The 24398-nt window shown below is 69.6% G+C and carries 22 protein-coding genes and 2 pseudogenes; 11 read left to right on the forward strand and 13 right to left on the reverse strand.

Translation table 11 applies throughout. The annotated features are described in order from the left end of the window. The 3 genes and pseudogenes from ACF08M_RS28915 to ACF08M_RS28925 all read left to right on the forward strand — a co-directional run. Nucleotides 1-145 (forward strand): annotated as a pseudogene (locus ACF08M_RS28915) (IS6 family transposase); the annotation flags it as partial. A gap of 962 nt (nt 146-1107) precedes the next feature. Further along, the gene (locus ACF08M_RS28920) at nt 1108-1305 is read left to right on the forward strand and encodes a helix-turn-helix transcriptional regulator (RefSeq protein WP_392188199.1); all 198 of its coding nucleotides are present in this window, start codon (nt 1108-1110) and stop codon (nt 1303-1305) included. Beyond that, nucleotides 1302-2687 (forward strand): tyrosine-type recombinase/integrase, encoded by a 1386-nt coding sequence (locus tag ACF08M_RS28925; protein WP_392188200.1) that lies wholly within the window; start codon nt 1302-1304, stop codon nt 2685-2687. Before ACF08M_RS28920 ends, ACF08M_RS28925 begins: the two co-directional genes overlap by 4 nt. A 160-nt stretch (nt 2688-2847) precedes the next feature. Here ACF08M_RS28925 and ACF08M_RS28930 read toward each other — a convergent pair whose 3' ends face one another. The 6 genes from ACF08M_RS28930 to ACF08M_RS28955 all read right to left on the reverse strand — a co-directional run bounded on the left by ACF08M_RS28930 (nt 2848) and on the right by ACF08M_RS28955 (nt 11950). Further along, nucleotides 2848-4371, reverse strand: coding sequence for an aldehyde dehydrogenase family protein (locus tag ACF08M_RS28930; protein ID WP_392188201.1), 1524 nt, complete (start codon nt 4369-4371; stop codon nt 2848-2850). Further along, entirely contained in the window at nt 4368-5720 is a 1353-nt protein-coding gene (locus ACF08M_RS28935; protein WP_392188202.1) for a GAF domain-containing protein, read from the reverse strand. Before ACF08M_RS28935 ends, ACF08M_RS28930 begins: the two co-directional genes overlap by 4 nt. Before the next feature lie 104 nt (nt 5721-5824). Further along, the gene (locus tag ACF08M_RS28940; RefSeq protein ID WP_392188203.1) at nt 5825-6418 is read right to left on the reverse strand and encodes an N-acetylmuramoyl-L-alanine amidase; all 594 of its coding nucleotides are present in this window, start codon (nt 6416-6418) and stop codon (nt 5825-5827) included. Between the two features lie 53 nt (nt 6419-6471). Further along, nucleotides 6472-7410 carry an acetamidase/formamidase family protein gene (locus tag ACF08M_RS28945; RefSeq protein WP_392188204.1) on the reverse strand — a complete coding sequence of 313 codons (939 nt, stop codon included), beginning with the start codon at nt 7408-7410 and terminating at the stop codon, nt 6472-6474. Nucleotides 7411-7712: 302 nt separating this feature from the next. Next, the gene (locus tag ACF08M_RS28950; RefSeq protein ID WP_392188205.1) at nt 7713-9071 is read right to left on the reverse strand and encodes an SWF or SNF family helicase; all 1359 of its coding nucleotides are present in this window, start codon (nt 9069-9071) and stop codon (nt 7713-7715) included. After that, nucleotides 9068-11950 (reverse strand): DEAD/DEAH box helicase, encoded by a 2883-nt coding sequence (locus ACF08M_RS28955; RefSeq protein WP_392188206.1) that lies wholly within the window; start codon nt 11948-11950, stop codon nt 9068-9070. Before ACF08M_RS28955 ends, ACF08M_RS28950 begins: the two co-directional genes overlap by 4 nt. A 282-nt stretch (nt 11951-12232) precedes the next feature. Here ACF08M_RS28955 and ACF08M_RS28960 point away from each other — a divergent pair, with 282 nt between their 5' ends. After that, a complete protein-coding gene (locus ACF08M_RS28960; protein ID WP_392188207.1) occupies nt 12233-13312 on the forward strand; it encodes a fatty acid desaturase family protein in 1080 nt (359 codons plus the stop codon). Nucleotides 13313-13398: 86 nt separating this feature from the next. After that, the gene (locus ACF08M_RS28965; protein ID WP_362207109.1) at nt 13399-13581 is read left to right on the forward strand and encodes a hypothetical protein; all 183 of its coding nucleotides are present in this window, start codon (nt 13399-13401) and stop codon (nt 13579-13581) included. A gap of 77 nt (nt 13582-13658) precedes the next feature. Here the strand turns inward: ACF08M_RS28965 and ACF08M_RS28970 are convergent, their stop codons facing one another. After that, entirely contained in the window at nt 13659-14744 is a 1086-nt protein-coding gene (locus ACF08M_RS28970; protein ID WP_392188208.1) for a hypothetical protein, read from the reverse strand. A gap of 117 nt (nt 14745-14861) precedes the next feature. Further along, on the reverse strand, nt 14862-15170 hold the full coding sequence (locus ACF08M_RS28975) for a hypothetical protein (RefSeq protein WP_392188209.1): 309 nt from the start codon (nt 15168-15170) through the stop codon (nt 14862-14864). Nucleotides 15171-15323: 153 nt separating this feature from the next. Between ACF08M_RS28975 and ACF08M_RS28980 the strand changes: the two genes are divergently transcribed. Beyond that, nucleotides 15324-16226, forward strand: a complete 903-nt coding sequence (locus ACF08M_RS28980; protein WP_392188210.1) for an oxygenase MpaB family protein — start codon at nt 15324-15326, stop codon at nt 16224-16226. Between the two features lie 153 nt (nt 16227-16379). Further along, entirely contained in the window at nt 16380-16619 is a 240-nt protein-coding gene (locus ACF08M_RS28985) for a hypothetical protein (RefSeq protein ID WP_392188211.1), read from the forward strand. 220 nt (nt 16620-16839) lie between these two features. On the opposite strand, the gene ACF08M_RS28990 is transcribed toward ACF08M_RS28985, so the two are convergent. Both ACF08M_RS28990 and tatA read right to left on the reverse strand, forming a co-directional pair. Continuing rightward, on the reverse strand, nt 16840-17415 hold the full coding sequence (locus ACF08M_RS28990; RefSeq protein WP_392188212.1) for a TerD family protein: 576 nt from the start codon (nt 17413-17415) through the stop codon (nt 16840-16842). Between the two features lie 167 nt (nt 17416-17582). Further along, nucleotides 17583-17768, reverse strand: coding sequence for a Sec-independent protein translocase subunit TatA (tatA, locus tag ACF08M_RS28995; RefSeq protein ID WP_392188213.1), 186 nt, complete (start codon nt 17766-17768; stop codon nt 17583-17585). Nucleotides 17769-17960: 192 nt separating this feature from the next. Between tatA and ACF08M_RS29000 the strand changes: the two genes are divergently transcribed. Continuing rightward, entirely contained in the window at nt 17961-18491 is a 531-nt protein-coding gene (locus ACF08M_RS29000; RefSeq protein WP_392188214.1) for a hypothetical protein, read from the forward strand. 29 nt (nt 18492-18520) lie between these two features. Here the strand turns inward: ACF08M_RS29000 and ACF08M_RS29005 are convergent, their stop codons facing one another. From ACF08M_RS29005 to ACF08M_RS29015, 3 genes are read right to left on the reverse strand one after another with little or no spacing between them, the layout of a single operon-like run. Further along, entirely contained in the window at nt 18521-19069 is a 549-nt protein-coding gene (locus tag ACF08M_RS29005; protein ID WP_392188215.1) for a GNAT family N-acetyltransferase, read from the reverse strand. Beyond that, nucleotides 19066-21777, reverse strand: a complete 2712-nt coding sequence (gene mgtA / locus ACF08M_RS29010) for a magnesium-translocating P-type ATPase (protein ID WP_392188216.1) — start codon at nt 21775-21777, stop codon at nt 19066-19068. The genes ACF08M_RS29005 and mgtA overlap by 4 nt, the downstream gene beginning before the upstream one ends. Beyond that, nucleotides 21770-22135 (reverse strand): ArsR/SmtB family transcription factor, encoded by a 366-nt coding sequence (locus ACF08M_RS29015; protein WP_392188217.1) that lies wholly within the window; start codon nt 22133-22135, stop codon nt 21770-21772. Before ACF08M_RS29015 ends, mgtA begins: the two co-directional genes overlap by 8 nt. 212 nt (nt 22136-22347) lie before the next feature. On the opposite strand from ACF08M_RS29015, the pseudogene ACF08M_RS29020 reads away from it, so the two are divergent. The 3 genes and pseudogenes from ACF08M_RS29020 to ACF08M_RS29030 form a co-directional block, all read left to right on the forward strand. Next, nucleotides 22348-22559: pseudogene (locus ACF08M_RS29020) on the forward strand (ATP-binding protein); the annotation flags it as partial. Between the two features lie 140 nt (nt 22560-22699). Then, nucleotides 22700-23113, forward strand: a complete 414-nt coding sequence (locus ACF08M_RS29025; protein ID WP_392188218.1) for a roadblock/LC7 domain-containing protein — start codon at nt 22700-22702, stop codon at nt 23111-23113. 96 nt (nt 23114-23209) lie between these two features. Further along, nucleotides 23210-24373, forward strand: coding sequence for a DUF6397 family protein (locus ACF08M_RS29030; RefSeq protein ID WP_392188219.1), 1164 nt, complete (start codon nt 23210-23212; stop codon nt 24371-24373). Nucleotides 24374-24398 lie beyond the last annotated feature (25 nt).

A 24398-nucleotide genomic window follows, 5' to 3' on the forward strand; every position in this document is an offset into this window, starting at 1 on the left:
CCTGTCCGCGTTCAGCGGCATCTCACCCCACTTCCGGCCACGCCGCCACCTGATGACAGCCTCCGACCACCGAGCCGAGATGACCGTCCGCTTCGTGATCTGGGACCAGATCACCGGCACCACCGCCCCGCCCACCGCAGCGTGACCCAGGCCCCCGCCCAACCCCCACACGCCCTGACGCGCCCTCAACCGATCAACACCCCACCAACGTGACAACGCTGGCGAACGTGGCAGTGCCCTCCACGCAGCTGTCGGCGGGCATTCGCCCACGGCAGACAAGAAAGAAATCCAAAGGACTGGAAACCTCTGCCGGGAGCATGTCAACGTACAACGTCCCGGAAAGAATCCAGGTCAGTGAGGGTATCCGGGCTTCCGAGCCGACCTGCGAACAAAGTCGGCCATGACGGCGGCCGGTGCCTCATGCAGCTCGACCGCATCGCAGAGACCTCGATCCAAGGAGCACCCCCTGTCGAACGCCGCTCTCCGATCCGCCTGATCACCGACGTCATCCGCTTGGCACTTGGCGCCCTGAACGCATGGACCACATCGGAGCGAGAGAACTACGGCGCTCCTCCGGGGCTCCGTGCCTCTGTGCCTGTGCGGCCGTGTTGGCCGGTGAGGACGCGCTGCAACGTAGCTACCGCCGGGACCGAGTGGTCCTCTCGTACATCGCGACACAGCCGGAGCCCCACCCCGACAGGTAGCCCGAGCCGTCACTGCTACCGAGCGCGTTGTTGCACGCGATCTGGACCGGCTCATTGACGATGGGCTCGGAGTGCCCGTGAGGGGCGGCGCGACCCCGTCCTCCCGTCGTACCGGCTGGCCCCTGAGTTTTGCCCGCCAGTAATCGTCCGTGAATTTCCCTGTGGGGGCGCACAACATAGACCACGATCGCCGGTTGGCCAAACCGGTGATCGTGACGACCATTGAGGGTGTTCGCCGCGGCTTTGCTTGGCGGTGGAGCTGTTCGAAAATTATGGCCCTTCATGTCGACGTCTAGCCGCCCCGCAATTGACAGCGCCTGCCCATCAGCCGTGACGGAGTGGGTGCAAGTTGTGCGCTGCCGCTTCGGGGCCGACAAATCCGGAATCCCCTGAGGAAATATCAATGGCTCGTCCACCTGCGCTCAAGCTCACCGAGGTCCTAGTGGAAATCCGGATGAGCCCATCGGTCTTCTACCGCCTACGCGCTCGCGGTCAGGCACCCCGAATGATCAAGCTGCCCAATGGTGAATTGCGCTGCCGCCGCGCTGACCTGGACGCGTGGTGGAAGGCGTGTGAAAGGGATACGCCTGTATGGCAATGAGTTACAAGGTCCGGTTCTGGGAGATCCGCGAGCGTCCAGATCGACGCAAGGGATTTGAGGTCCGCTGGACGGTTAGTGGACGTGAGAAGTCCGAGTCCTTTCTCACTAAAGGGCTCGCGGAGAGTCGGCGTGCCAAGCTGATGACCGCCGCCCGTGACGGCGAACCCTTCGATACTCAGTCAGGTCTGCCGGCCTCCGAAATCCGGGCCTTGAAGCAGCGGGTCACCTGGTACGTTCTGGCGCGGGAGTACATCGAGCAACGGTGGGACCGCACCCCAGGAAATACGCGCCGCACCCTTGCAGATGCCTTGGCGACTATCACTCCGGCCTTCGTTGAGCCAGGGGCCCTCTACCAGGCGCCTCGCGTACTGAGGCGCGCGCTGTACTCGTGGGCTTTCAACAAGAATGCCTGGAACGCCGATGCCCGGGAGGAGTGGCAGGCCGCACTGGGCTGGCTGCAGCGCCACTCGCTGCCTGTCAGCGAATTGGAGGAGCCGGATGTACTGAGGCGAGGGCTCGACGTCTTGTGCCGGAAGGTCGACGGGACGACCGCTGCCGCGAAGACCGTGAACCGAAAGAAGGCCGCGGTCAACGAGGTATTCGGAGTAGCCGTCGAACGCGGATACTTCGCTCAGAACCCGCTGAACGGCCTTCGCTGGACGGGACCGGCAGTCGCTGACGAAGTCGATCCCGACTGCGTGCCGAACCCGGCTCAGGTCGCCCGACTGCTTGCCGCCGTCAAGGCCCTACCGGGTCGGGGCCCTCACCTGTACGCCTTCTTCGGCTGCATGTACTACGCCGCCATGCGTCCGGCGGAGGTCATTCACCTGCAGAAAACTCAGTGCCGCCTGCCAGCGAGCGGCTGGGGACTTCTTAACCTGAAGGGCGGAGTGGTGACTGTAGGTAAGGAGTGGACGGACCACGGCGCTGTTCATGAGATCCACTCCCTGAAACGGCGAGCAGCCAAGGCCACGCGGCCGGTTCCTGTCCCCCCTGTGCTCGTCCGTATGTTGCGTGAGCACATACGAACCTTCGGAGTGGCACCCGACGGACGTCTCTTCCGCAACGCGGCGGGGAACTACATCGATGCCTCGGCGTACGGCATTACCTGGGGGCGAGCGCGTGACGCCGCTCTCACGCTGGACGAGCACGTCCTTGAGTTGGCGATGCGCCCCTACGACCTGCGCCACGCTGGCATCTCGTTCTGGTTGGCCTCCGGAGTCGACCCCGCCGAGTGTGCGCGCCGAGCCGGACAAAGCATCCAGGTCCTCTTCCGTTACTACGCCAAGTTCTTGGCCGAAGCGCGGAACCATGTAAACCGGCTGATCGAGGAGTCCATGCAGTGGTGGGAGGCGCCGACGGGCGACGCGGGGGGCGACTGAGCGGTACCTTGGCCCGGAAATGCCCCGGAACAGCTGGTCAGAGCTGGGATACCGGTGGGTGATATCGGGAGTAAGGGTGCATTTCGCCTTGCCGCTTGGATGTGCGCTGCGGAGGGCGCCTGACGGGTATCTTGCCTGGTCAGGCGCCCTTTTTCTGCGTCTAGAAGAAGCCGAGCTTCTTCGGCGAATAGGACACCAGGAGGTTCTTCGTCTGCTGGTAGTGCTCCAGCATCATCTTGTGGTTCTCACGGCCGATCCCCGATTGCTTGTACCCGCCGAAGGCGGCGTGAGCCGGGTACGCGTGGTAGCAGTTCGTCCAGACCCGGCCTGCCTGGATGGCGCGGCCCGCCCGGTACGCGGTGTTGATGTCACGGGTCCATACGCCCGCGCCGAGGCCGTACAGCGTGTCGTTGGCCGTTTTGATCGCGTCGTCGAAGTCCGCGAAGGACGCGACCGCCACGACCGGGCCGAAGATCTCCTCCTGGAAGACCCGCATCCGGTTGTTGCCCTCGAAGACGGTCGGCTGGACGTAATAACCGCCCGCCAGCTCCCCGTCGTATTCGATCCGCTGGCCACCCGTGAGGACCTTCGCACCCTCCTGCTGGCCGATGTCCAAGTACGAAAGGATCTTCTGCAGCTGGTCGTTGGAGGCCTGGGCGCCGATCATCGTGTCCGTGTCCAGCGGGTGCCCCGGCACGATTTTCTCGGTGCGGGCGATGCCCGCCTCAAGGAACTCGCCGTAGTGCCCGCTCTGGATCAGCGCCCGTGAGGGACAGGTGCAGACCTCGCCCTGGTTGAGGGCGAACATGGTGAATCCTTCGAGAGCCTTGTCCCGGAAGTCGTCGTCCGCGTTCCATACGTCGTTGAAGAAGATGTTCGGCGACTTGCCGCCCAGCTCCAGCGTCACCGGCTTGATGTTCTCGGAGGCGTACTGCATGATCAGCCGCCCCGTCGTGGTCTCACCGGTGAAGGCGATCTTTGCGACGCGCGGACTGGAGGCGAGGGGCTTGCCCGCCTCGGCGCCGAAGCCGTTGATGATGTTGACGACACCGGGCGGAAGCAGGTCGGCCACCAGCTTCAGCCATACGTGGATGGAGGCCGGGGTCTGTTCGGCCGGTTTGAGGACGACCGCGTTGCCCGCCGCGAGCGCCGGAGCCAGCTTCCACGTCGCCATCAGGATGGGGAAGTTCCACGGGATGATCTGTGCGACGACGCCCAGCGGCTCGTGGAAGTGGTACGCGACCGTATCGTCGTCGAGCTCGCTGAGCGTCCCCTCCTGGGCGCGCAACGCACCGGCGAAGTAGCGGAAGTGATCGATGGCCAGGGGCATGTCGGCGGCCAGGGTCTCCCGTACCGGCTTGCCGTTGTCCCAGCTCTCCGCGACCGCCAGCTCCTCCAGGTGCGCCTCCATCCGGTCGGCGATCCTGTTGAGTACAGAGGCGCGCTCGCCCGCCGCGGTCGCTCCCCACGCGGGGGCCGCGGCGTGTGCCGCGTCCAGTGCACGCTCGACGTCCTCGGCAGTGCCGCGGGCGATCTCGGTGAACGGCCGGCCGTTGATGGGGCTGGGGTTTTCGAAGTACTGGCCACGGGCGGGCGGGACGTACGCGCCGCCGATCCAGTGGTCGTAGCGGGACTCGTACGAGACGATGGCGCCCTCGGTGCCCGGCGCAGCGTAACGGGTCATCTCTGTGGCCTTCCGGATCCGGTGCCGCCCGCCGTTGGACGGCCCTCGGCGCGAAGGTAAACAGTGCCACGTTGCGACCCCGTTGCAGGGGAAGGCGACCGTCCCTGCTCGATGTCCAGCGAGCGCGCCCTGGCCAGCAGCGCGGGGCGCTGTCCCGCGGGTACGGCCGCCGCGAGCGCCCGCCAGACCGGGAGATCGTCCTCGCCCCATGGGCTGTACGCCCAATCGGCCAGCAGGCCCGGGTCACCGCGCGCGATCAGTGCAGCCCGCAGCTGCTCGTCGAGCCGTCGCCGCAGCCGGACGACGGACGGCGCCTGCGAGCCCGGCAGCAGCGGACCCGCGTAGGCGCTGAGCGCCGCTGCCACCGCGCCGGACGCCAGTCTCCGCGCCATCGTGTCGAAGTCGGCGTCGACCGGCGCGGAGAGACGATACGGGCGCGAGAGGAGGAGCTCGGGCCCGAGTAGACGTCGCAGCCGGGAGAGCTCGGCGCGCAGTGTCACCGGGGTCACCGACTCGTCCTCGTACAGTTCGACGAGGAGCTCGTCGCCGCAGAGGCCCTCGGGATGGCGGGCCAGCGTCACCAGGATCTCGCTGTGCCGCCTGCTCAGCCGGATCTTGCCGCCTCCCGCGACGAGCAGCGCCTCGTCCCGGCCCAGCGCGCTGAGCCGCACGGTCTCCCCGGCCGGCGTGGGCGCGAGCAGTGCCAGCTGTGATTCGGCGGCGCGTGCCACCGCCTGCACGAACGCCAGGCTGTGCGGATGCGCGAGCCGGTTCCCGCCGGTGATGTCCACGGCGCCCAGGACCCGGCCCGTGTGCGGGTCGTGGAGCGGTGCCGCCGCGCAGGTCCACTGCTGGACCGGCCGCAGGAAGTGCTCGGCGGCGAAGACCTGCACGGGCCGGTCCACGGCGATGGCCGTACCCGGCGCATTCGTGCCGGCCACGGACTCGGCCCAGCGGGCGCCCTCCACGAAATTCATCCGGGACGCGGCCCGGAGGGTCCTCGCGTGTCCTTCGACCCAGAGCAGCCTGCCGAGCGCGTCGCACACCGCGAGAAGGTGTTCGCCGTCCGTCGCGTACGAGCTCATCAGCTCCCGGATCACCGGCATGGCGGGAGCCAGGGGATGCCCGTCCCGGTACGGTCCGATGTCGCCCGCACCCAGCTCGACCAGCGGGGCGCCGTCCGGGCTGACCCGGGCCCGTGCCGAGCGTCGCCACGACTCGCCGACCACCGGCCGTACCGGCCGTTCCAGCCGGCCCGCCGTGGTGAACACCTCGTGAGCATGCCGCAGTTGGCCCAGCCGTTCGCCGGGGTCCGTATCGGCCGCGAGGGCCACCCAGGGGTCCGTCAACTCACCCTCCCGTCCAGGGGCGTCGTACATCCCCATCGTGGCCGCCGCCGACGCCTGTGACAACCTGGACGCGGAGAGTGAGCAGCCGTGGCGGTGAAGACGCGTCAGCCGGCCGAGTGGAGATTGACGAGACGGATGTAGCGCACCCAGTCCCAGTTCGGTCCGGGATCGGTGTGATCGGTGCCGGGGACCTGGGCGTGGCCGAGAATGTGCGCACGGTCCTTGGGGATGCCGTAGCGGTCGCAGACCGAGGCCGTCAGCAGCGCCGACTTCTCGTACAGGGCGTTGGTGAAGTACGCCGGCTGGTCCACCCAGCCCTCGTGCTCGATACCGACGCTGCGGGTGTTGTAGTCCCAGTTGCCGGCATGCCAGGCGATGTTCTGCTCCCGGACGCACTGGGCCACGTAGCCGTCCGCCGAGCGCACCACGTAGTGCGCGGATACCTGTTTCGCCGGATTCTGGAAGATCCCGATCGTGCTCGGGAACGTCTCCTGGGTGACATGGATGATCACATACTGGATCGGATAGGCCGAAGGCCGTTGTGACGCCGTGTAGTTGGACGTCGAGGCCGGTGTCCAGTGGGCGAGCGGATAGTCCGTCTCGCCCGCCGTCGTGGAGGCTGCGGCGCGGGCCGACGCGGGGAGCAGGGCGGCGGCCGCCGTCGCCGCGGCGCCCTGAAGAATTCTTCTGCGGTGCATGGACACTCCTGTGTGTGGGAGAGAGGAGAGTGGGCCAGAGCTGGAGGGCGGGGTCAGGGAGTGGAAAACGGCGTTGCGGTCTCCCGCAGATGGCGGTGGAGTCCGCGATGAGGATCCCCCGCGGGGAGCCACTCCTTGCGGATTTTCGCCATACAGGTGGAGTTGGTGTCGCACACATTGGCCAATGGGGCCTCGCCGGCCTGGCCGACCAGCTGGTAGGCATCGAGTTCGGACAGGCCGTAGTCACGCGTCAGCCAGTGCACCAGGTCCAACTGTGAGATCCGGAAGGCATCTTCGAGCGGCCGGGCGGATCCGGTCGACATCAGGTGGGTGCCGGACTCGATGCGCGGCCACGGAGTAGTGACCTCCTTCAGCAACTCGACCAGCACCACCGTGTTCATCGCGCACTCCACAGCGACCCCGCACGTCTCGCCCTCGCCCTGACGGGCATGACCGTCCCCGAGGCTCAGCAGCGCCCCCTCGACGTTGACCCCCGGATAGCAGGTGACGCCCGCCCTCATCTCGGGTGTGTCCATGTTCCCGCCGTGCGCGTCGGGCACCAGCGCGGACCGTACCTCCAGATTGGCCGGTGCCACCCCGACCGTGCCGTGCATGGGATCCATCGGCAGCTCCACCCGGATGTCACTGTCCCGGGCGCTGAACAGACAGGTCCGGCGTGCCCGGTCGAGCTGCCACGTCCACACCACCTCCGGCAGCGGAGCCTGCAACGACGCGGTGGTGTGTATGGAGGTCAGCGCGCCGAAGAGAGGAAAGGCCGTCGAAGCGGCCCAGTCCCTGGCCGGTTCGACGGACACGAAATGCACCGCGACGGTGCCGCCGGGCTCGGCCCGGCTTCCGCCGGCGAACGTGGCCCCGGACGGGATGGGCGCGGCGATGGCGGCGGCGGGCGTCATCGCCGTGATGTTCGGGAAGAGGACTTCGCGCAGCCCTACGGCGTCACGTAACAGTCCGCTGCCCGAATCCCCCGACACCCCGTGGCTCCTCTGCCCGACGACGGGAAGGCGTTGTCCGATGTGTGGCCGAGCGTAGTGTGCGCCCTACCGTACGGGCGTCGCGCGGGCGGCGGAAGACGGCAGCCCGAATCGAGCGTGCGGACGCGGGAGGGCCGCGGATCACGAAGGGCGCAGACGCGCATCAGCGAGGGGCCGTACTCGTCCACGAGCCACAATGTGCCGTTGGCGGCATGGACGATGCCTTCGGTGTCGGGGCCGTTCGGGACGTCCTGCCCGGCCCCGCCCGTAGCGCCACTGAGCGGACGTCATGAACGACGACGTCAGTCGTCCGAACCGCTCGCACCTCCCAGCGCCGCCGCCGGATCGTCGTCCGCCGGACCTGCCGGAACCCAGCGTCCGTTCTCCTTGCGGTACGGCCACCAACGCCCGTCCCGCCCATACCTGAGCTGCGCGCCGCCGTCCACCGAGGTCCAGCGGTTGCCCGCCGACCGGAGCCGGGGCTGCTCGCCCTCCTCCCAGGCGGCGATGAGCCCGGCCCCGGCCCTGGCCAGGGCCTGCGGATCCGGCGTCCACTCCTCGTCGAGCACGGTGAGCGCGGCCGCCCCGCCGTACTGCCAGGCACGCACCGCCACGTCGAGTCCGACACGCGACCGCCCGGATCCGACGGCCAGTCGTGTCGCGATCCACGGCTCGGGCCGGGCATCGGCGACCAGCCGTACGGCGTCCTGCTGTGGCGTCAACCCGTTCGGCGGCGGCTGTTGTTCATGGCCGGGGGAGAGGGCGTCCGCCAGCATCCGGTGGGCGCGTGCCGCACCGTCCCGCGCCAGCAGCTCCAGGGCCGACGGATCGATGCCGGGTTCCGGTTCGGTCTCCGTGTCCAGCGACGGCGCGGGGCCCGGTTCCGCGGGCAGCGGCGGGGGAGCGGGCAGCGGAGGCAGGATGTCCCGCGCGGCGAACGCCTCGTCCGCCCGTACGCCCCGGTCCTTCGCCTTCCCGGCCGAGGCACCGGACGCGTCGGAGGAGACGGCCTGCTCGGACGGCGCACGCCCCTCGGCGCGCGCCGCGATGCGTTCCTGGAACTCGTCCAGGACCCGGCGCTCGCCGCGCCCCCGCATGAGCAGCAGGACGAACGGATCCTCGTCCAGCAGCCGCGCCACCTGGTAGCAGAGGGCGGCGGTGTGCGGGCAGTGGTCCCACGTCCCGCAGCTGCACTCCGGGCCCAGATCGCCGATCCCCGGGAGGAGTTCCACACCGGCGGCCGCCGCATCCTCCACCAGGTGCGGCGGCATCTCGCGGTCGAGGAGCGCAGCGACGTGCCCGGCCCGGGCGGCGGCCATGTCCAGGAACCGTTCCCAGTCCGTCTCGCTCAGCTCCTGGAGGAGCACATCACTGCGGTACGTCGACGAGTCCCGGTCCCGGACGACCGCGGTGATCCGGCCGGGCCGTACGGAAACCGCACCGACCCGGCCCTCGCGGGCGAACTTGCGCCCCCTCTTGAGCTGTTCGCCGTCCAGCGCGGTGTCCTCCAGGGCCTTCAGCCACGTCCGGCCCCACCACGTCTCGGCGAAGCCGCGGCCGCGCGCCGGCGGCAGTGCGGCGAAGGTGCGTTCCTGCACCGGGACGTCGCTTCCGTCGCCGGTCACGGACTCATACCCGTCACGGTCGAATGTGTCGCTCATCGCGTGCCTCCTCGCAGCTCCACCAGATCGGCCAGTTCCGCATCTGTCAGTTCGGTCAGCGCCGCCTCTCCGGAGCCGAGCACCGCGTCGGCGAGTCCCTGCTTTCGGGCCAGCATGGCGGCGATCCGGTCCTCGATGGTGCCCTCGGCGATAAGCCGGTGCACCTGCACCGGCTGGGTCTGCCCGATCCGGTACGCACGGTCGGTGGCCTGCGCCTCCACCGCCGGGTTCCACCACCGGTCGAAGTGCACGACATGACCCGCCCGGGTGAGGTTGAGTCCGGTGCCGGCCGCCTTCAGCGACAGAAGGAAGACCGGGGCCTCGCCCGCCTGGAAGCGGTTCACCATGGCCTCCCGTTCCGCGACCGGGGTACCGCCGTGCAGGAACTGCGTGCGCACCCCACGCACCGCCAGATGCTGTTCGAGAAGTCGGGCCATCTGCACGTACTGGGTGAACACGAGCACACTCGCGTCCTCCGCCAGGATCGTGTCGAGCAGTTCGTCCAGGAGCTCGACCTTTCCCGAACGGTCCTCGATCCGGGGCTCCTTCTCCTTGAGGTACTGCGCCGGGTGGTTGCAGATCTGCTTCAGAGCAGTCAGCAGCTTCACGACGAGGCCACGGCGGGCGAAGCCGTCGGCGCCGGAGATCGCGGCCAGCGTCTCCCGTACCACTGCTTCGTACAGCCCCGCCTGTTCCGCCGTCAGCGACACCGTCCGGTCCGTCTCGGTCTTCGGCGGCAGCTCGGGCGCGATGCCGGGATCCGATTTGCGCCGGCGCAGCAGGAACGGACGCACCAGCGCGGCCAGCCGCTCGGCCCCTGCCGGGTCGCCGCCCTCCGCGGCCCGCGCGTAGCGGGTACGGAAGGTGCCGAGCCGGCCCAGCAGACCGGGCGTCGTCCAGTCGAGGATCGCCCACAGCTCGGACAGGTTGTTCTCCACGGGGGTGCCGGTGAGCGCCACCCGTGCCTTTGCCCCGATCGTCCGCAGCTGCCTGGCCGTTGCCGAATACGGGTTCTTGACGTGCTGGGCCTCGTCGGCAACGACCATGCCCCAGCGGACGTCGGCGAGCTTCGCCGCGTCGAGCCGCATCGTGCCGTACGTGGTGAGGACGAACTCGCCGTCCGTCAGACCCTTGAGGTTGCGCGATCCACCGTGGAAGCGGCGCACCGGCGTACCGGGCGCGAACTTCTCGATCTCCCGCTGCCAGTTCCCCATGAGCGAGGTCGGGCAGACCACCAGCGTCGGTCCGGCGGCCGATTCGATGCTCTGGCGGTGCAGATGCAGAGCGATCAGCGTGATGGTCTTGCCGAGCCCCATGTCGTCGGCGAGACAGCCGCCGAGACCGAGCGACGTCATGGTGTGCAGCCAGTTCAGGCCGCGCAGTTGGTAGTCGCGCAGCGTGGCGGCGAGCGCCGGGGGCCGGCCGACCGCCTGCTGCCCGCCGGACTCCGGTTCGGCCACCCGGCGGCGCAGCTGTTCCAGCCATCCGGTGGCCCGGACATCGACCCGGCGGCCGTCGACCTCGGTGGAACCGGTGAGTGCGGCTCCGAGCGCGTCGATCGGAGTGACCTTGCGGTCCTGGGTCTCGCGGGCACGGCGTGCCTCTTCGGGGTCGATCAGCACCCACTGGTCGCGCAGCCGTACCACCGGCCTGTTCGCCTCGGCGAGACGGTCGAGCTCGGCACGGCTGAGCTGCTGGTCGCCCAGGGCGAACCACCAGTTGAACGTCAGCAGCGCATCGGCCGACAGCAGCGACGGCGCGTCCGAGCCGGTGCGGGCGAATGCCGCGTGCTCCTGGTCCGTTCCGTCGTCGGGCGGGCCGATGACGGCGCGGGCGGTGAGCTTGCGGACCATTTCCTTCGGCCAGTGCACCTGGACGCCCGTTGCCGCGAGTGCCCGTCCGGCGGGGCCGAGGAGTTCGGTGAGTTCCTCGTCGGCGGGTTCCACGGAGTCGGGCACCGTGGCCGACAGCAGCGGAGTCAGCGGTGACCAGGCGCGGGCGGCCCGGCGCAGCGCCAGCAGGGCGTCCATCCGGACCCGGGGGCCGAAGGCTGCGGTGGCCGGAGCGGAGCCGGCCCAGACCTCGGCGGCATCGGCGACCAGCGCCGGATCGCTGACGCTGTGGATCTGCAGGACAGCACGGAAGGACGGCCCGGCGGGCGTCTCAAGGTCCTTGTCCGGCGTGGTCGGCCCCGACACCTCGACCCGCAGCGAGAGCCGGACGCCCGCGTCGTGCCCGGCTGCCACATCGGTGACCCAGGCCCGTTGACCGGGCAGATGCTGCGGTGCGTCGACGGCGAACGCCGGGCCGCCGGCGGCGAAGGGCGCAGCGGGGGTGCGTGGCAGCCCGTCCGCCACCGCGTCGAGGAACGCGCGCAACAGCCACTCCGGTTCGGGCAGCAGTACGGGCTGTGCGGTCGCGTCGAGCGGTACCGCATGGGCCAGGGGCGGCATCGAGGCGGCGAGCGTACGGATCCGCGACTGATCGTCGGCGGTCAGCGGACCGGCCCGCCAGGCGTCGTGATCGGTTCCGGTCAGCCCGGGCAACAACAAGCCCCGGGCGGCGAGTTGCAGAGCGAGGAGCGCGGCGGCACCCCAGAACGCGGCCGCGCCGGAGGCATGCGCCGAGGCTCGTGCGCGCGTGAGTACGGGCAGCACGTCGCGGACCGGAAGCAGCAGCGCCGGTACGACGTACACCCGGGCGTCGGCGCCGACGACGGTGAGCTCCTCGACGGAACCGGGAGCATCGGGCGGACTGCTGCCATCCGGATGCCAGAAGGCGATACGGCCCGTACGGGACGGGTCCGCGGGCAGGAAGACCACGGAGCAGCCGGAGAGTGCGGAGATCTCGGAGAGCGTTGCCGCAGGGAGCCTGTGCACAGCGATGCCGAATTCCTCAAATTTGACTAGTTGCGGTACGAGTCGCCGAGGGTACTCCAACGCTGCGCCTCATGCCGAGCGGAAATACTGTGATCCAGCCCACCTCCAGGCGGCACGGCGGTCCCGCACGCCCCCGTTTCACGCGTCGGGGTGTAGCCAGCCCCCCTCCGGGGGGAGGGGGCTTACCCCCGGAGCTCCCGGGTGGTGGCGCCATGGTTGACACACCCTCGGTGACCCTACGTTTCTACAGGTCAGCGCAGCCTTTCAGAGACCGGAGACATCATGCCCCAGGCCGTAACCACCGTCGTGGAAGGTGCCCGCGACGCCACGGGAACTGCCGAACGTGCCGACGGTGCCGAAACCGCCCCGAGCCAGGGGAGCGACTTCGCGCCCCTCCTGCGGGCGGTGAAGGGGCAGGGCCTCCTGGAACGGCGCACCGGGTGGTACACCGCGGGAATCATCACCAATCTGGTCGCACTGGGTGCCGTACTCACCGGCATGTTCCTCCTCGGCAACACCTGGTGGAACCTGCTGCTCGCACTGCCCCTGGCGATCTTCTGGTCCCGCACCGCGTTCGTCGGACACGACGCCGGACACGCCCAGATAGCCGGCGACCGCAAGGTCGGCCGAGCCATCGGCCTCGTGCACGCCAACCTGCTGCTCGGCATGAACGAGGCATGGTGGAACGACAAGCACGTACGTCATCACGCCAACCCCAACCACATCGACAAGGACCCGGACGTCGGCGTCGGTGCCCTGGTCTGGACCCAGAAGCAGGCGGCCCAGCGCGAAGGCTTCGCCCGCTGGCTCACCCGCAACCAGGCCAGGCTGTTCTTCCCGATGCTGCTCCTCGAAGGCATCGCGTTGAAGATCTCCGGCTTCCAGTACCTGCGGCAGCAGCCCGCCCGGGAACGGGCCCTCTCGGCACTGCTCCTGGTGGCGCATCTCGGTCTCTACGCGACACTGCTGCTCACTGTCATGTCCCCGGGGAAGGCCGTCGTCTTCGCACTCGTCCACCACGCGCTGTTCGGGCTCCACCTCGGCATGGCCTTCGCGCCGAACCACAAGGGCATGGAGATGCCCGACCCCGACGGCGACCGCTGGGGCCACCTCCGGCGTCAGGTCCTCACCTCGCGCAACGTACGCGGCGGCCGCCTCACCGACTGGTTCCTCGGCGGGCTGAACTACCAGATCGAGCACCACCTCTTCCCGAGCATGCCCCGCCCGCATCTGCGCCTGGCACAGCCCATGGTCCGCGCCCACTGCGAGGCGATCGGCATGCCGTACACGGAGACCGGGCTGATCGAGTCCTACCGGCAGGCACTCCAGCACATGCACGAGGTCGGCGAACCCCTGCGATGAGGACTCCGTCGCCGGCTGGAACCGATGGACGCGTACAGGCGTTCTCACAGCAGGAGCGGCTCCGGGCCGCGAAGGAGGCGTGGACGATGTCGAACAGCGCGAAGATCGCCATAGGGGGAGTCGTCGCGGCAGTCATCCTGATGCCGTTCATCGGGTTCTGGCTGTCACTGCTGGTCCTGATCGGGGTCCCGGCGGTCGCCTACCTGCTGCTGGATCCGAGTCAGCGGCGCAGGCTCCGCAGGATCACCCGCAAGGAAATAGGTCACTGACAGCAAGTCGCCGACAACAATCGCCGGCCCCGGGGAGACAACGGCATCCGGCCCTCCGCCGAACACCGGGAGTCCCCTCAGGCCGGCCGTACCGCGATGGTGTCCAGGGCCTTCAGTAAGCCGGGCAGCTCCGCACCGCGCCCGACCGGCAGCACTTCGCCCGGTTCCTCGTCCAGCAGGATGAACGCGATGTCATCGGTCCTGGCGACCAGTGACCAGCCTGGTCCGTCGGCACGCAGCATCCGGGCGTCGCCCGTGGCGAAGGAGGACCGGACACGACCCGGCGGCGGCGCCGTGTCCACATAGGCATGCGCCTCCGTGAGGGCCCGGCGCACACCGGGGTGCACATGGGAAGGCAGGTCCTCCGCGGGGTTCCGGGCGGTGGCACGGGCCCTGTCGGTTCCGGGCTCGATCCCGACGCCTGGTTCGTCTCCGGTTTCGGTGTCACCCCTGCCGAAAACTCCGGCCCCGGCCCCGGCATGCCCCTCGGCCCCGTTCTCGCCCGCACCGTCAGGCTCCGTCCGGCGTGCGCCCGAGCCCTCGCCCCCCGTGCCGGCGGCGGCATCGTGGTTCTCGGCGGGTCCCACGAAGGGCCCGGTGCGGTCGTCGACCCGGCCCCCGCCCGTGCCCGCGCCCCTGCCCGGAGCTGAGAGGGCCGTCTCCGCGTCGAGCTGCTCGCGCCAGGCTGCCCACTGGTGCGCTATCTCGTCCGCTCCCATACGCCGCTGGGCCGGACCCCACGACTCCGTGTCGGGCGGTGCCAGCGGTGCCGGATCGGTGCCCTCGGCATCAGGGGCCGGCACCGGATCGTGCGGGGCGGGCACACCTGGAGCGGCGACCCCCACCGCGAGCGGCCAGCCGGGCAGAGCGCGGACCACCGAACGGTCGTCGGGGGAGAGGTCGTACTCCATTCCGCAGTCCCAGGAAGCGATGGCGACCGCGACCAGCGACACGTCATCGACGACGACGGTCCACCGTGCCCCGTCGCCGTCCTGGCCGAGAACCAGCCCGTACCCTACGGCGTACGGTTCGAGGGCGAGCGCCCTGCACGCGGCGGGGTAGTCGTCACCGAGCACGCTCGGGAACTGCGCCGGTGTCAGCAGCACTGCGGTCAGCACATACAGTGCGTCGTCGTCGGCGACTGCGTCGCTCGTGCCGGCCACGGCACCCTCCTCGTCCGTCATCGTTGTCCGTCGGCGCACCTTAACCAGTCGGTAACCTACGCGTCGAGGCCCTGACGAGGGAGGACGCCGGGCCCGCTGCCCGGCGGACGAGGCTCCTCAGTCGACGGGCAGACCGAGCAGCCTGCGGGCCACCGTCTGCGGTGACTCGTCTCGCTCGCGGGCCAGCGCGATGACGGCCCGGCAGGCCAGCTCGTTGATGCCGAAGGAGAGCGCCTCGGGCGACACCCAGCCGCTCGCCTCGTCGATCCTCGCCTGATCCTCGTCGACGGATGCCGAGATGTAGGTGGCGGCCGCCTCGAACAGGTTGTGCTGCTTGCGTCGGCCCTCATCGAGAGGGGCCGCGGGCCGCTCGCCCTTCCGGTCCGGGGACACCGCCTTCCGCAGACTGCCGATTATGTCGATCATGGAGACCGCCTCCCGAGGACCTGTGCGTACATGACGTGCTCGAACAGCATCGGCCCGAACGGCACCCGCGCGTCCGGCACTTGCCCGTACAACCTACGGTGTTCCCCGCCGACGTAGAATTGCACCTCCGACCGAGGCAATGGGGGCATCGCGATGAGGCGGTACGACAGGCTGAAGGAGATTCAGCGCCTGGATCCGGAGCGGGACTTCCTCCGGATCTACCGGATCACGGCCACCTATGAATTCCCCTGGGACATCGCCCGCGCCCTCGAACTGGCCCTCTACCGCACGTATGCCGTCCCCAGCATCGGCCGACTCCTCGCCGAGACAGCCGAACTGACGGACCGTTCGCAGAAGCGCTACGACGACACCGCGCTCCTCCTTGACTCGGTCGTCGAGCACGGCTTCGAGAGCACCGCGGGGCGTACGGCCATCCGTCGGATCAATCAGATGCACCGCAGTTACGACATCAGCAACGACGACATGCGCTACGTACTGTGCACCTTCGTCGTCACCCCGAAGCGGTGGCTCGACGACTACGGCTGGCGTCGGCTGTCCGACCACGAACTACGGGCGTGCGCCGTGTACTACCGGGCTCTGGGTGCCCATATGGGCATCAAGGACCTGCCGGAGACGTACCAGGACTTCGAGCGCACCCTCGACAGCTACGAGGCCGGGAACTTCGGCTGGGACGAAGGGGGACGCCGCGTCTCCGACGCCACGCTGGACCTGATGAGCTCCTGGTATCCGCGTCCCTTCGCCCCCGCCGCACGGAAGGCGGCCCTCGCACTTCTCGACGATTCGCTGTTGCGGGCATTCCGGTACGAACGCCCGGGCTCCGCCGTCCGCAACGTCACCCGTGGCGCCCTGCGACTGAGGGCACGGGCGGTGCGACTGCTGCCGCCGCGCTCCACCCCGCACAACGCCCGGCAGAACCCCGAGATCAAGGGCTACCCGGACGGCTACGAGGTGTCCGGGCTCGGTACGTTCCCCAGCCCGGGCATCGCCGGCTGTCCGGTTCCGTACGACAGGCGCCGCGGCGCTTCGGCCGGGTGAGAAGTCGGCTGGGCGGCCGAGTCGGCGGCCGCCCGGGCGGGACGGCCGGTCGCTCGCCGGTCAGCGTGTCCGGGCAGAGAGGGCGAGGAACCGCTCGGCCTCGTCCCTGTACACAACGAACCGCCGGCCCGGACGCACCGGCAACGGACGACGGTGAGGATCGCCGCGTTGCTGGTGCCGGGCGGTCGGTTCTTCGTCAACCTCCGCCACGGTCCCGTGCCCGCCGGCCGCCACATGTTCGATGTGTCCCTCGCCGAGACATCGGAGCCGGGTGCCGAGCATGGCCTGTTGACGGTGCATCGCAGCGAGCGCCCCGATCTTCACGGTCGCGACGGCGTCCGGTGGAGTTCTCTGGTGCTTCAGGCGCGGGACGTCGGCAATCCACTCGATTGAACGCGGGCACCGCGCCGGCCGCGCTGCGCCTGCACAACGGCCACACCATCGGCCGCCACCGGAACTCCCGCGAGGCGATCAACGGCCCGCGGGCCCCGCAGAGGCACACGACTGCGTGACAGCCGGAGGGCGGTACACCGGGCGGACGGGCCGCTCTCCCCGCCCCGGTGGAGGGGCGAGGAGAGCGGCCCGTGGCCAACGCCCGTGCCGTTCCCTCCGGTCAGACGTTGACGCCGTAGTCGGACGCGATGCCGGCCAGGCCCGAGGCATAACCCTGGCCGACGGCACGGAACTTCCACTCCGCCCCGTGCCGGTACAGCTCGCCGAAGACCATGGCCGTCTCGGTCGACGCGTCCTCGCTGAGGTCGTAGCGGGCCAGCTCGACGCCGTTCGCCCGGTTCACCACGCGGATGAACGCGTTGCGGACCTGGCCGAAGCTCTGCCCGCGGCTCTGCGCGTCATGAATGGAGACCGGAAAGACTATCTTGGCGACATCGGCCGGGACAGCCGCCAGGTCGACGTTGATGGACTCGTCGTCGCCCTCGCCCTCACCGGTCAGATTGTCACCGGTGTGCTGGACCGAACCGTCCGGGCTCGTCAGGTTGTTGTAGAAGACGAAGTGCAGGTCGGAGACGACCTTTCCGGTATCCGAGCACAGCAGCGCACTCGCGTCCAGGTCGTGGTCCGCGCCCGTCGTCGTCCGTACGTCCCAGCCCAGGCCGACCGTCACTGCGGTCAGGCCGGGCGCTTCCTTCGACAAGGAGACGTTGCCGCCCTTGGCCAGGGTCACACCCATGAACTTCCTCCATTTATCTGTTGGTCAAGTGGTCCAGCGATTCGGTGATCAGCGTTCCTGCGCCGTCACCCGGGTCAACGACGGCGTCGCGCCCGTGGTTCCCTTGCTTGCGCAATCCCTGAAGTAATGAGTTGTGAGGGATGTTTCCACGTCGATGGACCGGAGTCTCATGCGTGTGGACCGGTGCCGGGACTCGCGTCGGCCTCCTTCATGGCCTTCGCCTCACTCTTCAGGATCCGCATGGATCTGCCCAGGGCGCGGGCCGTGTCCGGCAGCTTTTTCGAGCCGAACAGCGCGATCACCACAATCGCCACGATCAGCAGGTGCCAGGGTTCGAGCCCATTGCGCAACATGTACGTCCCGCCCTTCCTTTCGGTGTCTCGGCCGGTTTTTCGCGCGGCGTCCGCGGTCCGTGCGTCAGGCTGACTGTGGGCAGGTCCGGTGATCCACGATCCATTCAACAATACTTGCTACATTGCGCAACTATACAACCGTGGGGTGGGTGGGAATGTCTCCCCGCGGGAGCCGGACGGACGGGATGGCCGATGCCAGGAAGCCGCACGGCGGCAGCGGGCGGGCGAAATGCCGGCAGCCTGCGGCGGACGGCGACGTCCTGGCTGTCGCTCCTCGTCCTTCTCGTCGCGGGCGTCGGGTGGATCTACCTCGAACTGAACGGCGGCATCGACACGTTCAGCGCGGACGGAATTTCCGGCGACCGGCCCTCCGGCTCGTCGAAGGGGCAGAACGTCCTGGTCATTGGATCGGACTCGCGCTCGGGCGTCAACAGTGAACTGGGTGGCGGCACGGCCACGGCGAGCAGCCAGGACAACACCTCAACCGTCATCGAGTACGCACCCGGCTTGCGGGACGGGGCGGAGACCGCCGCACGTCTCTTCGACGGAGCCCGGACGACGGCATCGGACACCGCTGTTATCCAGGTGATTCTCGGGAGTTCCTTCGCCCGGAACCAGTCGGTCGCCCCCGGGGCGCCGGCGCACTCCGCCGGGGCACCCACCGTCGCCGACGGGATGCGATCGGCCGACGACGATCCGTGCGCGGACCTTTCGTACGGCTGAGCGCGCGTCCGGAACCGGGAATTCGGCGTTCAGTGCGGTGCCCGGGCCGTCCGAAGCTGGAGTGCGGGGTGACGAGGCGTCGCGAAGCCGTACGACTCGTACAGAGCGGCACCGTCCGCTGTGGCGTTCAGATTGACCACGGTGACACGGGCCTCCTCGCGAAACCACGTGAGCAGGGCGTCGAGGCAGACGCGGGCATGCCCGCGGCGGCGCCGGCGGGGATCGGTGCTGACGTTGAAGACGTGCCCGTGCAGCCCGCTCGGATTCGTCGGGCTGGGGGCATGCGTGTCGCACGTCCCCGCCGCACTGGCGACGGTGCCGAGTTCGGGATCGTCGACCAGGAACGCGGCGAACGTGCCAGAGTGACGCAGCCGCTCGGTGAACCACTGTGCCGAGGCCGTCCGCCACGGGGCATCGGCGCCACCGGTGTCCATCCCCATTTCGTCCAGCATCACCCCCCGCAGCCGTACCAGCGCGGGTACGTCGCCGAGCGTGGCGCGGCGAGCACCCGGCAGGTGTGCACCGTCGGCGGCTGTACGGGAGCCGGAGTCAGGGGGGCCGACGCGTGACGGGGTCATGAGCTTCTCCTCTTCCGCTCGTAGCGGGCACGGGCGGCCCACAGCCCGTACGCGTACGGGGCCAGCACCGTTGCGAGCAACAAGTAATAGAGCGGTGGCAGCGCAATCATGCCCAGCAATGAACCGAGCGGGGTGAGCGGCAGCAGCAGCCCGACCACCGCGAGACCCGACGCGGCCGCGCGCAGCGGTCCGCCGCTACGATTCTCGGCGGTGCGACGCCCGGTACGCAGCAGCAGCATCACCAGAGCCTGGGTGAGCAGGTTCTCGGTGAACCATCCGGAGTGGAAGGCCTCCTGGCCCACTGATGTCGCCGAACCGTGCAACGCATAGGCCAGCACGGCGAAAGTGGCCAGGTCGGCGCTGGCGTTCAGCAGACCGAAACCCGTGATGAAGCGGAGGAAGTCGCGCGGACGCAGGATCGTGGGGCGCCGCAGTACCGCGGGTGCGGGCCGGTCGAACGCGAAAGCGAGCTGCGCCACGTCGAAGCACAGGTTCTGCACCAGGACCTGTGCCGGGAGCATGGGGAGGAACGGCAGCATCAGCCCTGCGGCGAGCATGGCGATGACATTGCCGAGATTCGACGAGAGCGTGATGCGCAGATACGTGGCGATGTTCCCGCTGCAGTGCCGGCCCGCCGTGACCGCGTGATCGATGGCGGCGAGATCCTTCTCGGCGAGCACCACATCGGCGGTCTCTCGGGCCACGTCGACCGCGTTGCGCGGGCAGATGCCGACATCGGCCGCGTGCATCGCGGGCAGATCGTTGACGCCGTCGCCGAGGAAACCGGTGGTGTGCCCGGAGCCACGCAGCGCGGAGACGATCCGGGCCTTGTGCTCGGGCGAGCAGCGGGCGAAGACCGTGGCCCGGTCGGCGGCCTCCGCGAGTTCGCCGTCCGACAGTGTGTCGATCCGTTCCGCGGAGACGACCTCGCCCGGGTCGAGGCCCAGATCCCGGCAGGCCCGGGCTACCGTCCCCGGATCGTCGCCGGTGAGGACCTTCACTGCGATGCCCCGGTGGCCCAGCACGTCCAGCGCTTCCGCGGCGCTCGGTGTGAGTGCGTCCCGCAGGGCGACGAAGCCCAGGAAGGCCAGCCCCTGTTCGTCGGCCGTCGTGTACGCGCCGAGCCGGGCGGGCCGCTCGGTACGGGCCACCGCGAGCAGCCGCAGGCCGTTCGCGGCCTCACGGGCGGCCAGGGCCCCCAGCCGCTCCCGTTCGGCGTCCTCCAGGACGCAACGGCCGAGCACCGCTTCCACCGCCCCCTTCGTGACGAGGGTGTGCGTACCGAGCTTCCCGGGGCTGCGGACGACCGCGGTGGCGAGGCGACGCACCGGATCGAACGGCAGCGCGGCCACGCCGTCGTACGCGGACAGCGCCTCCTCCCGTTCCTCGGCCGCGTCCAGTACCGCCTCGTCCAGTGCGTCGGGTGCGGGCAGATCGGCGAGCTGCAGCGTCCACAGCGCGTTCACCCCGGCCCAGTGCAGCACCTCTGGGTCGGACCGGTCCGACCCGTTCAGCGACCGTTCGACGACCGGCCGGTCCTGGGTGAGGGTTCCGGTCTTGTCCAGACACAGCACATCGATCGCGCCGAGGTCGTGCAGCGCGGGCAGCCGCTTGACGATCACCCCACGGTTCCGGGCGAGCAGTGAAGCGCCCCGGGCCAGCGCCGTCGTGACGATCACCGGCAGCATTTCCGGGGTCAGACCGACGGCCACCGCGACGGCGAACGGAAGCGTCTCCAGTCCGCGGCCGCGCAGAGCCGCGTTGGCCATCAGCACCAGGGGCGGGGTGAGGAGCATGAACCGGATCAGCGTCCAGGAGATCCCCTGCACCGAACGGTCGAAGGCGCTCGTGCCCCGGCGGCGCGCCGAACCGTCGTACGCGGCGGCGAACCGGGTGTCCGCGCCCGTGGCCGTGACCACCGCAGTACCACTGCCGGATGCCACACTGCTGCCCTGGAAACACAGCTCGGGCCGCCCGAACAGCCCGGCCTCGACGGCGGGCCCGGCGTCGGCCGTGAGGTATCGGTCCGGTGCGTCGACGGGTTTTTTCGCTACCGGCGCAGACTCACCGGTCAGGGCCGATTGATGCACGGTCAGGCCGCTCGCGCGCAGCAGCCGCATATCGGCGGGCACGAGATCCCCGGGCCCGAGCCGGATCACATCGCCCGGCACCAGCTCCCCGACCGGCAGTTCACGTGCCTGCGGCGCGGCGTCCGGGCCGGCACGGCGCAGTACGGTCGCGGTGGTCGCCACCAGTTCACGCAGGGCGGCCGTCGAGCGGTCGGCCCGATGCTCCTCCGCGGAGCGCAGCAGACAGCTGACGACCACGAGCACCAGCGTCACCGACGCCGTGCCCCACGAGGCCACCGCTGCCGAGACCAGGCCCAGGCAGAGAAGCACCGAGGTGAACGGATCCCGCAGGCTGCGCAGGAAACGGCGGGGCCAGGAGACCGGACGCCAGGCCGGCAGAGTGTTCTCGCCGAACCGCGCCAGCCGTTCCTCCGCTTCCACCTCCAGCAGCCCCCGCGGGCCGCTGTCCAGCGAACGGAGCACCTGCAAAGAGGTCGGTGCGGCGGCCGGAGGTGTGGGCGGCGCGGCCTCGGGGACACCGCCCCAGTCGGCCGCCGCGCCCGGCATCGGCACGACGACGGCAGACGAATGATCGGGGTCGGTGCTGCCGGGACCCGCGGCGGCACTGCTCTCAGGCACCGAGCTCACGGAGGCGCACGGGCCGCTCGGACGGGTGTCCTGCGCGTTCGGCGAGCTGGCCGACCATCAATCGTACGACCGTCACCACATCGGGGTCGTCGACCAGGTACACCTGCCGGCGGCCTTCGCGCCGTGACCGTACGAGACCGGCCAGTTTCAGCTTCGTCAGATGCTGGCTCACCGACGGCAGGGTGCCGCCCACTCGGTCGGCGAGGCCGGTGACATCACTCTCGCCCTGGGACAGGGCCCACATGATGTGCAGCCGCGCAGGCGTCGCCAGCAGGCCGAAGGCGGCGGCCGCCTCCACCAGTACCTCCGCAGGCGGATCCTCGAAACCGCCGCCGGCAGCTGTCGACACTCTTGCTCTCCCTGTCCGCGTGGGCTGCTTCTCGTACCTGAAACACCCAGTGTAGGCGCCGGACGAGTGCGGTCAGCGGGCCCATGCCTTCGTGCGCGGGCCCGTGCACTCACGACCGGGAGCGGCAGGCGTGCTCGGACAGGCGCGTCGCTTTGTGGGCTCAGCCGGGCAGCGGGTGAGCGGAATACGGTCACGCCGCAACAATGCGGCCATATTTCGAGTGCCGGAGCATTCCCCTCGCCGTCGCGGTCAACCGGTTTGCAGGCGCCCGTACGTACGGTGCACGCGAGGTGTTCCGCGCCCTCGACCTCGGTGCACCCGTCGTTTTGCGCGATGGACGCGATCGGGATTCCGGCAAGGAAGTCCTGATCCGCATGGCCGAGGTGCCGGGCGGCTGCACACGTTCTGGCTCCTCGACTCGGTGAGCTCGCCCTCCCGGCATTCCTCCGCTGCGACCCGGACCCGGCCACATGATGGAGGAGTGCTTGCCCGTACGTGACCAGTGCGCAAGGCTTACGTGAAACGTGGGGCACGGGGAACGTGTGAACGGGGAGGAGCGGGGATATGGCGCTGGACAGGGGACTTGACTGGCTCCTTGACGATCTGACCAGCAGGGTCGAGCACATACGGCACGCGTTGGTGCTGTCGAACGACGGACTGGTGACGGGGGCGAGTACGGGCCTGGCCCGTGAGGACGCCGAGCATCTCGCCGCGGTCTCGTCGGGGCTCCACAGCCTTGCGCGTGGATCGGGACGCCACTTCCGGGCCGGGAAGGCCCGGCAGACCATGGTGGAGTTCGACGAAGCGCTGCTCTTCGTGACGGCCGCGGGCGAGGGAAGCTGCCTGTGCGTGCTGAGCGAGGCCGAGGCCGACGTCGGCCAGGTCGCGTACGAGATGACCCTGCTCGTGAACAGGGTCGGAGAGCACCTCGGTGTCGCCGCGCGGCAGGAAGGGAGCGAAGAGGGCAGCCGGCCCTGACCTCGTCGCGGGAGTTTTCCACAGGCCGGGCGAACGATGACTCCCCCGGATTACTCTGCTCACAGAGAGTGATCGAGAGTCGCGGGGGAGAACATCATGACTGTCATCGAAACCGGGTGCCCGAAGACCGCGGGCACCATGGCCGCGGGCACAGCGGCGCAGGAACTCCAGCTGAAGCGGGGCGAGTTCGCCATTGCCGTGCATGTGGGTCTGGTCCGGGTGCTGGTGCAGCAAGGCGGTGGTGGGAGGGCGAGGGTCCGCAAGGAGGAGGTCGACCGGCTGCGGGCGCAGAACGGATTCCCGGAGACGCTCCGGGAGCAGGTGCGCACGGTGGGGACGGCGGAGGGAGCCCGACTGCTCGGGATCAGTCCGGACCGGTTCACCAGGCTGGCCCGTGCGGGATGCCTCACGCCGATCACCTTCTACCTCAACCGGTACCGGGCGGTGGTCTGGCTCTACCTCGCGGAGGAGCTCGCAGGGTTCGCCGCCCGGGAACCGCGGCTTCTGGTCGGGAAGAGCCCTGCCTGGGTGCGTAGCCGGCTGGAGGACGGCGTCGACTGCCGTGCGCGTGAGTGGCGCTCACGCCGGATCGAACGGCTGTTGAGCCTCACGGAGGAACCCTGGGCCCGCGTGGCCGTGCTCGCTGACACCCTGGATCCGGTGCAGCTCGCGGAGGTGGTCGAGGATCCGTACGAGCGCGCCCACCTCGCCAGGATCCGGTCCGAACCGGCCTACGGGCCAACGGTGTCGCCTGCCGCACGGGAGACGATGGTGCGCCTGATGCAGGCCGACGAACCGGACGAGATGCTGTGGCGACGGGTCGGTCTGATCCTGGAGCTGGACCATGCCCGGGAAGTCCGTCAGGCTCCGCGGCCGGGCGACGGGTGGCGTCCCCGTCCCGGCCCCGGGCACGATCCCGGACCTGAGCCGGAGAGCGTGCACGGACGCGGCCCCGAGCCCCATCCCGGCGCCGGGATCGGACCCGCCGCTGAACCGGGGCCCGGGGACAGGCCCGAACTCGGTGGTGAGGCGCGGCCCGGTATCGAGCCGGACCTTGCTTCGGTGCCCGAATGCGCCCCGGACTTCGGCCCCGGTCCGATGTCCGAGCCCGCACCCGCTTTCGTTCCCGAACGCGATTCCGATCGAACGGATGATCAGGACACCCGCCCTGGACATCCACCGACAGTCCTGCCGGAACCCGCGCGTGGGCTGCTCGCCCGGCTCGGGCTGCGGAGGCACCCATCCCGGCGGTCCTGCTGAAAATACCTCGCGCGCAGCGAACGGC

Origin of the sequence: Streptomyces sp. NPDC015032 (assembly GCF_043080425.1) — a bacterium.
Taxonomy (GTDB): domain Bacteria; phylum Actinomycetota; class Actinomycetes; order Streptomycetales; family Streptomycetaceae; genus Streptomyces.

What these genes read in the sequence shown, in the direction of transcription:
- ACF08M_RS28920 (WP_392188199.1), top strand. Translation starts at nt 1,108, where the DNA reads ATGGCTCGTCCACCTGCGCTCAAGCTCACCGAGGTCCTAGTGGAAATC.
- ACF08M_RS28925 (WP_392188200.1), top strand. Translation starts at nt 1,302, where the DNA reads ATGAGTTACAAGGTCCGGTTCTGGGAGATCCGCGAGCGTCCAGATCGA.
- ACF08M_RS28930 (WP_392188201.1), bottom strand. Translation starts at nt 4,371, where the DNA reads ATGACCCGTTACGCTGCGCCGGGCACCGAGGGCGCCATCGTCTCGTAC.
- ACF08M_RS28940 (WP_392188203.1), bottom strand. Translation starts at nt 6,418, where the DNA reads ATGCACCGCAGAAGAATTCTTCAGGGCGCCGCGGCGACGGCGGCCGCC.
- ACF08M_RS28950 (WP_392188205.1), bottom strand. Translation starts at nt 9,071, where the DNA reads ATGAGCGACACATTCGACCGTGACGGGTATGAGTCCGTGACCGGCGAC.
- ACF08M_RS28960 (WP_392188207.1), top strand. Translation starts at nt 12,233, where the DNA reads ATGCCCCAGGCCGTAACCACCGTCGTGGAAGGTGCCCGCGACGCCACG.
- ACF08M_RS28965 (WP_362207109.1), top strand. Translation starts at nt 13,399, where the DNA reads ATGTCGAACAGCGCGAAGATCGCCATAGGGGGAGTCGTCGCGGCAGTC.
- ACF08M_RS28975 (WP_392188209.1), bottom strand. Translation starts at nt 15,170, where the DNA reads ATGATCGACATAATCGGCAGTCTGCGGAAGGCGGTGTCCCCGGACCGG.
- ACF08M_RS28980 (WP_392188210.1), top strand. Translation starts at nt 15,324, where the DNA reads ATGAGGCGGTACGACAGGCTGAAGGAGATTCAGCGCCTGGATCCGGAG.
- ACF08M_RS28990 (WP_392188212.1), bottom strand. Translation starts at nt 17,415, where the DNA reads ATGGGTGTGACCCTGGCCAAGGGCGGCAACGTCTCCTTGTCGAAGGAA.
- tatA (WP_392188213.1), bottom strand. Translation starts at nt 17,768, where the DNA reads ATGTTGCGCAATGGGCTCGAACCCTGGCACCTGCTGATCGTGGCGATT.
- ACF08M_RS29000 (WP_392188214.1), top strand. Translation starts at nt 17,961, where the DNA reads ATGCCAGGAAGCCGCACGGCGGCAGCGGGCGGGCGAAATGCCGGCAGC.
- ACF08M_RS29005 (WP_392188215.1), bottom strand. Translation starts at nt 19,069, where the DNA reads ATGACCCCGTCACGCGTCGGCCCCCCTGACTCCGGCTCCCGTACAGCC.
- ACF08M_RS29025 (WP_392188218.1), top strand. Translation starts at nt 22,700, where the DNA reads ATGGCGCTGGACAGGGGACTTGACTGGCTCCTTGACGATCTGACCAGC.
- ACF08M_RS29030 (WP_392188219.1), top strand. Translation starts at nt 23,210, where the DNA reads ATGACTGTCATCGAAACCGGGTGCCCGAAGACCGCGGGCACCATGGCC.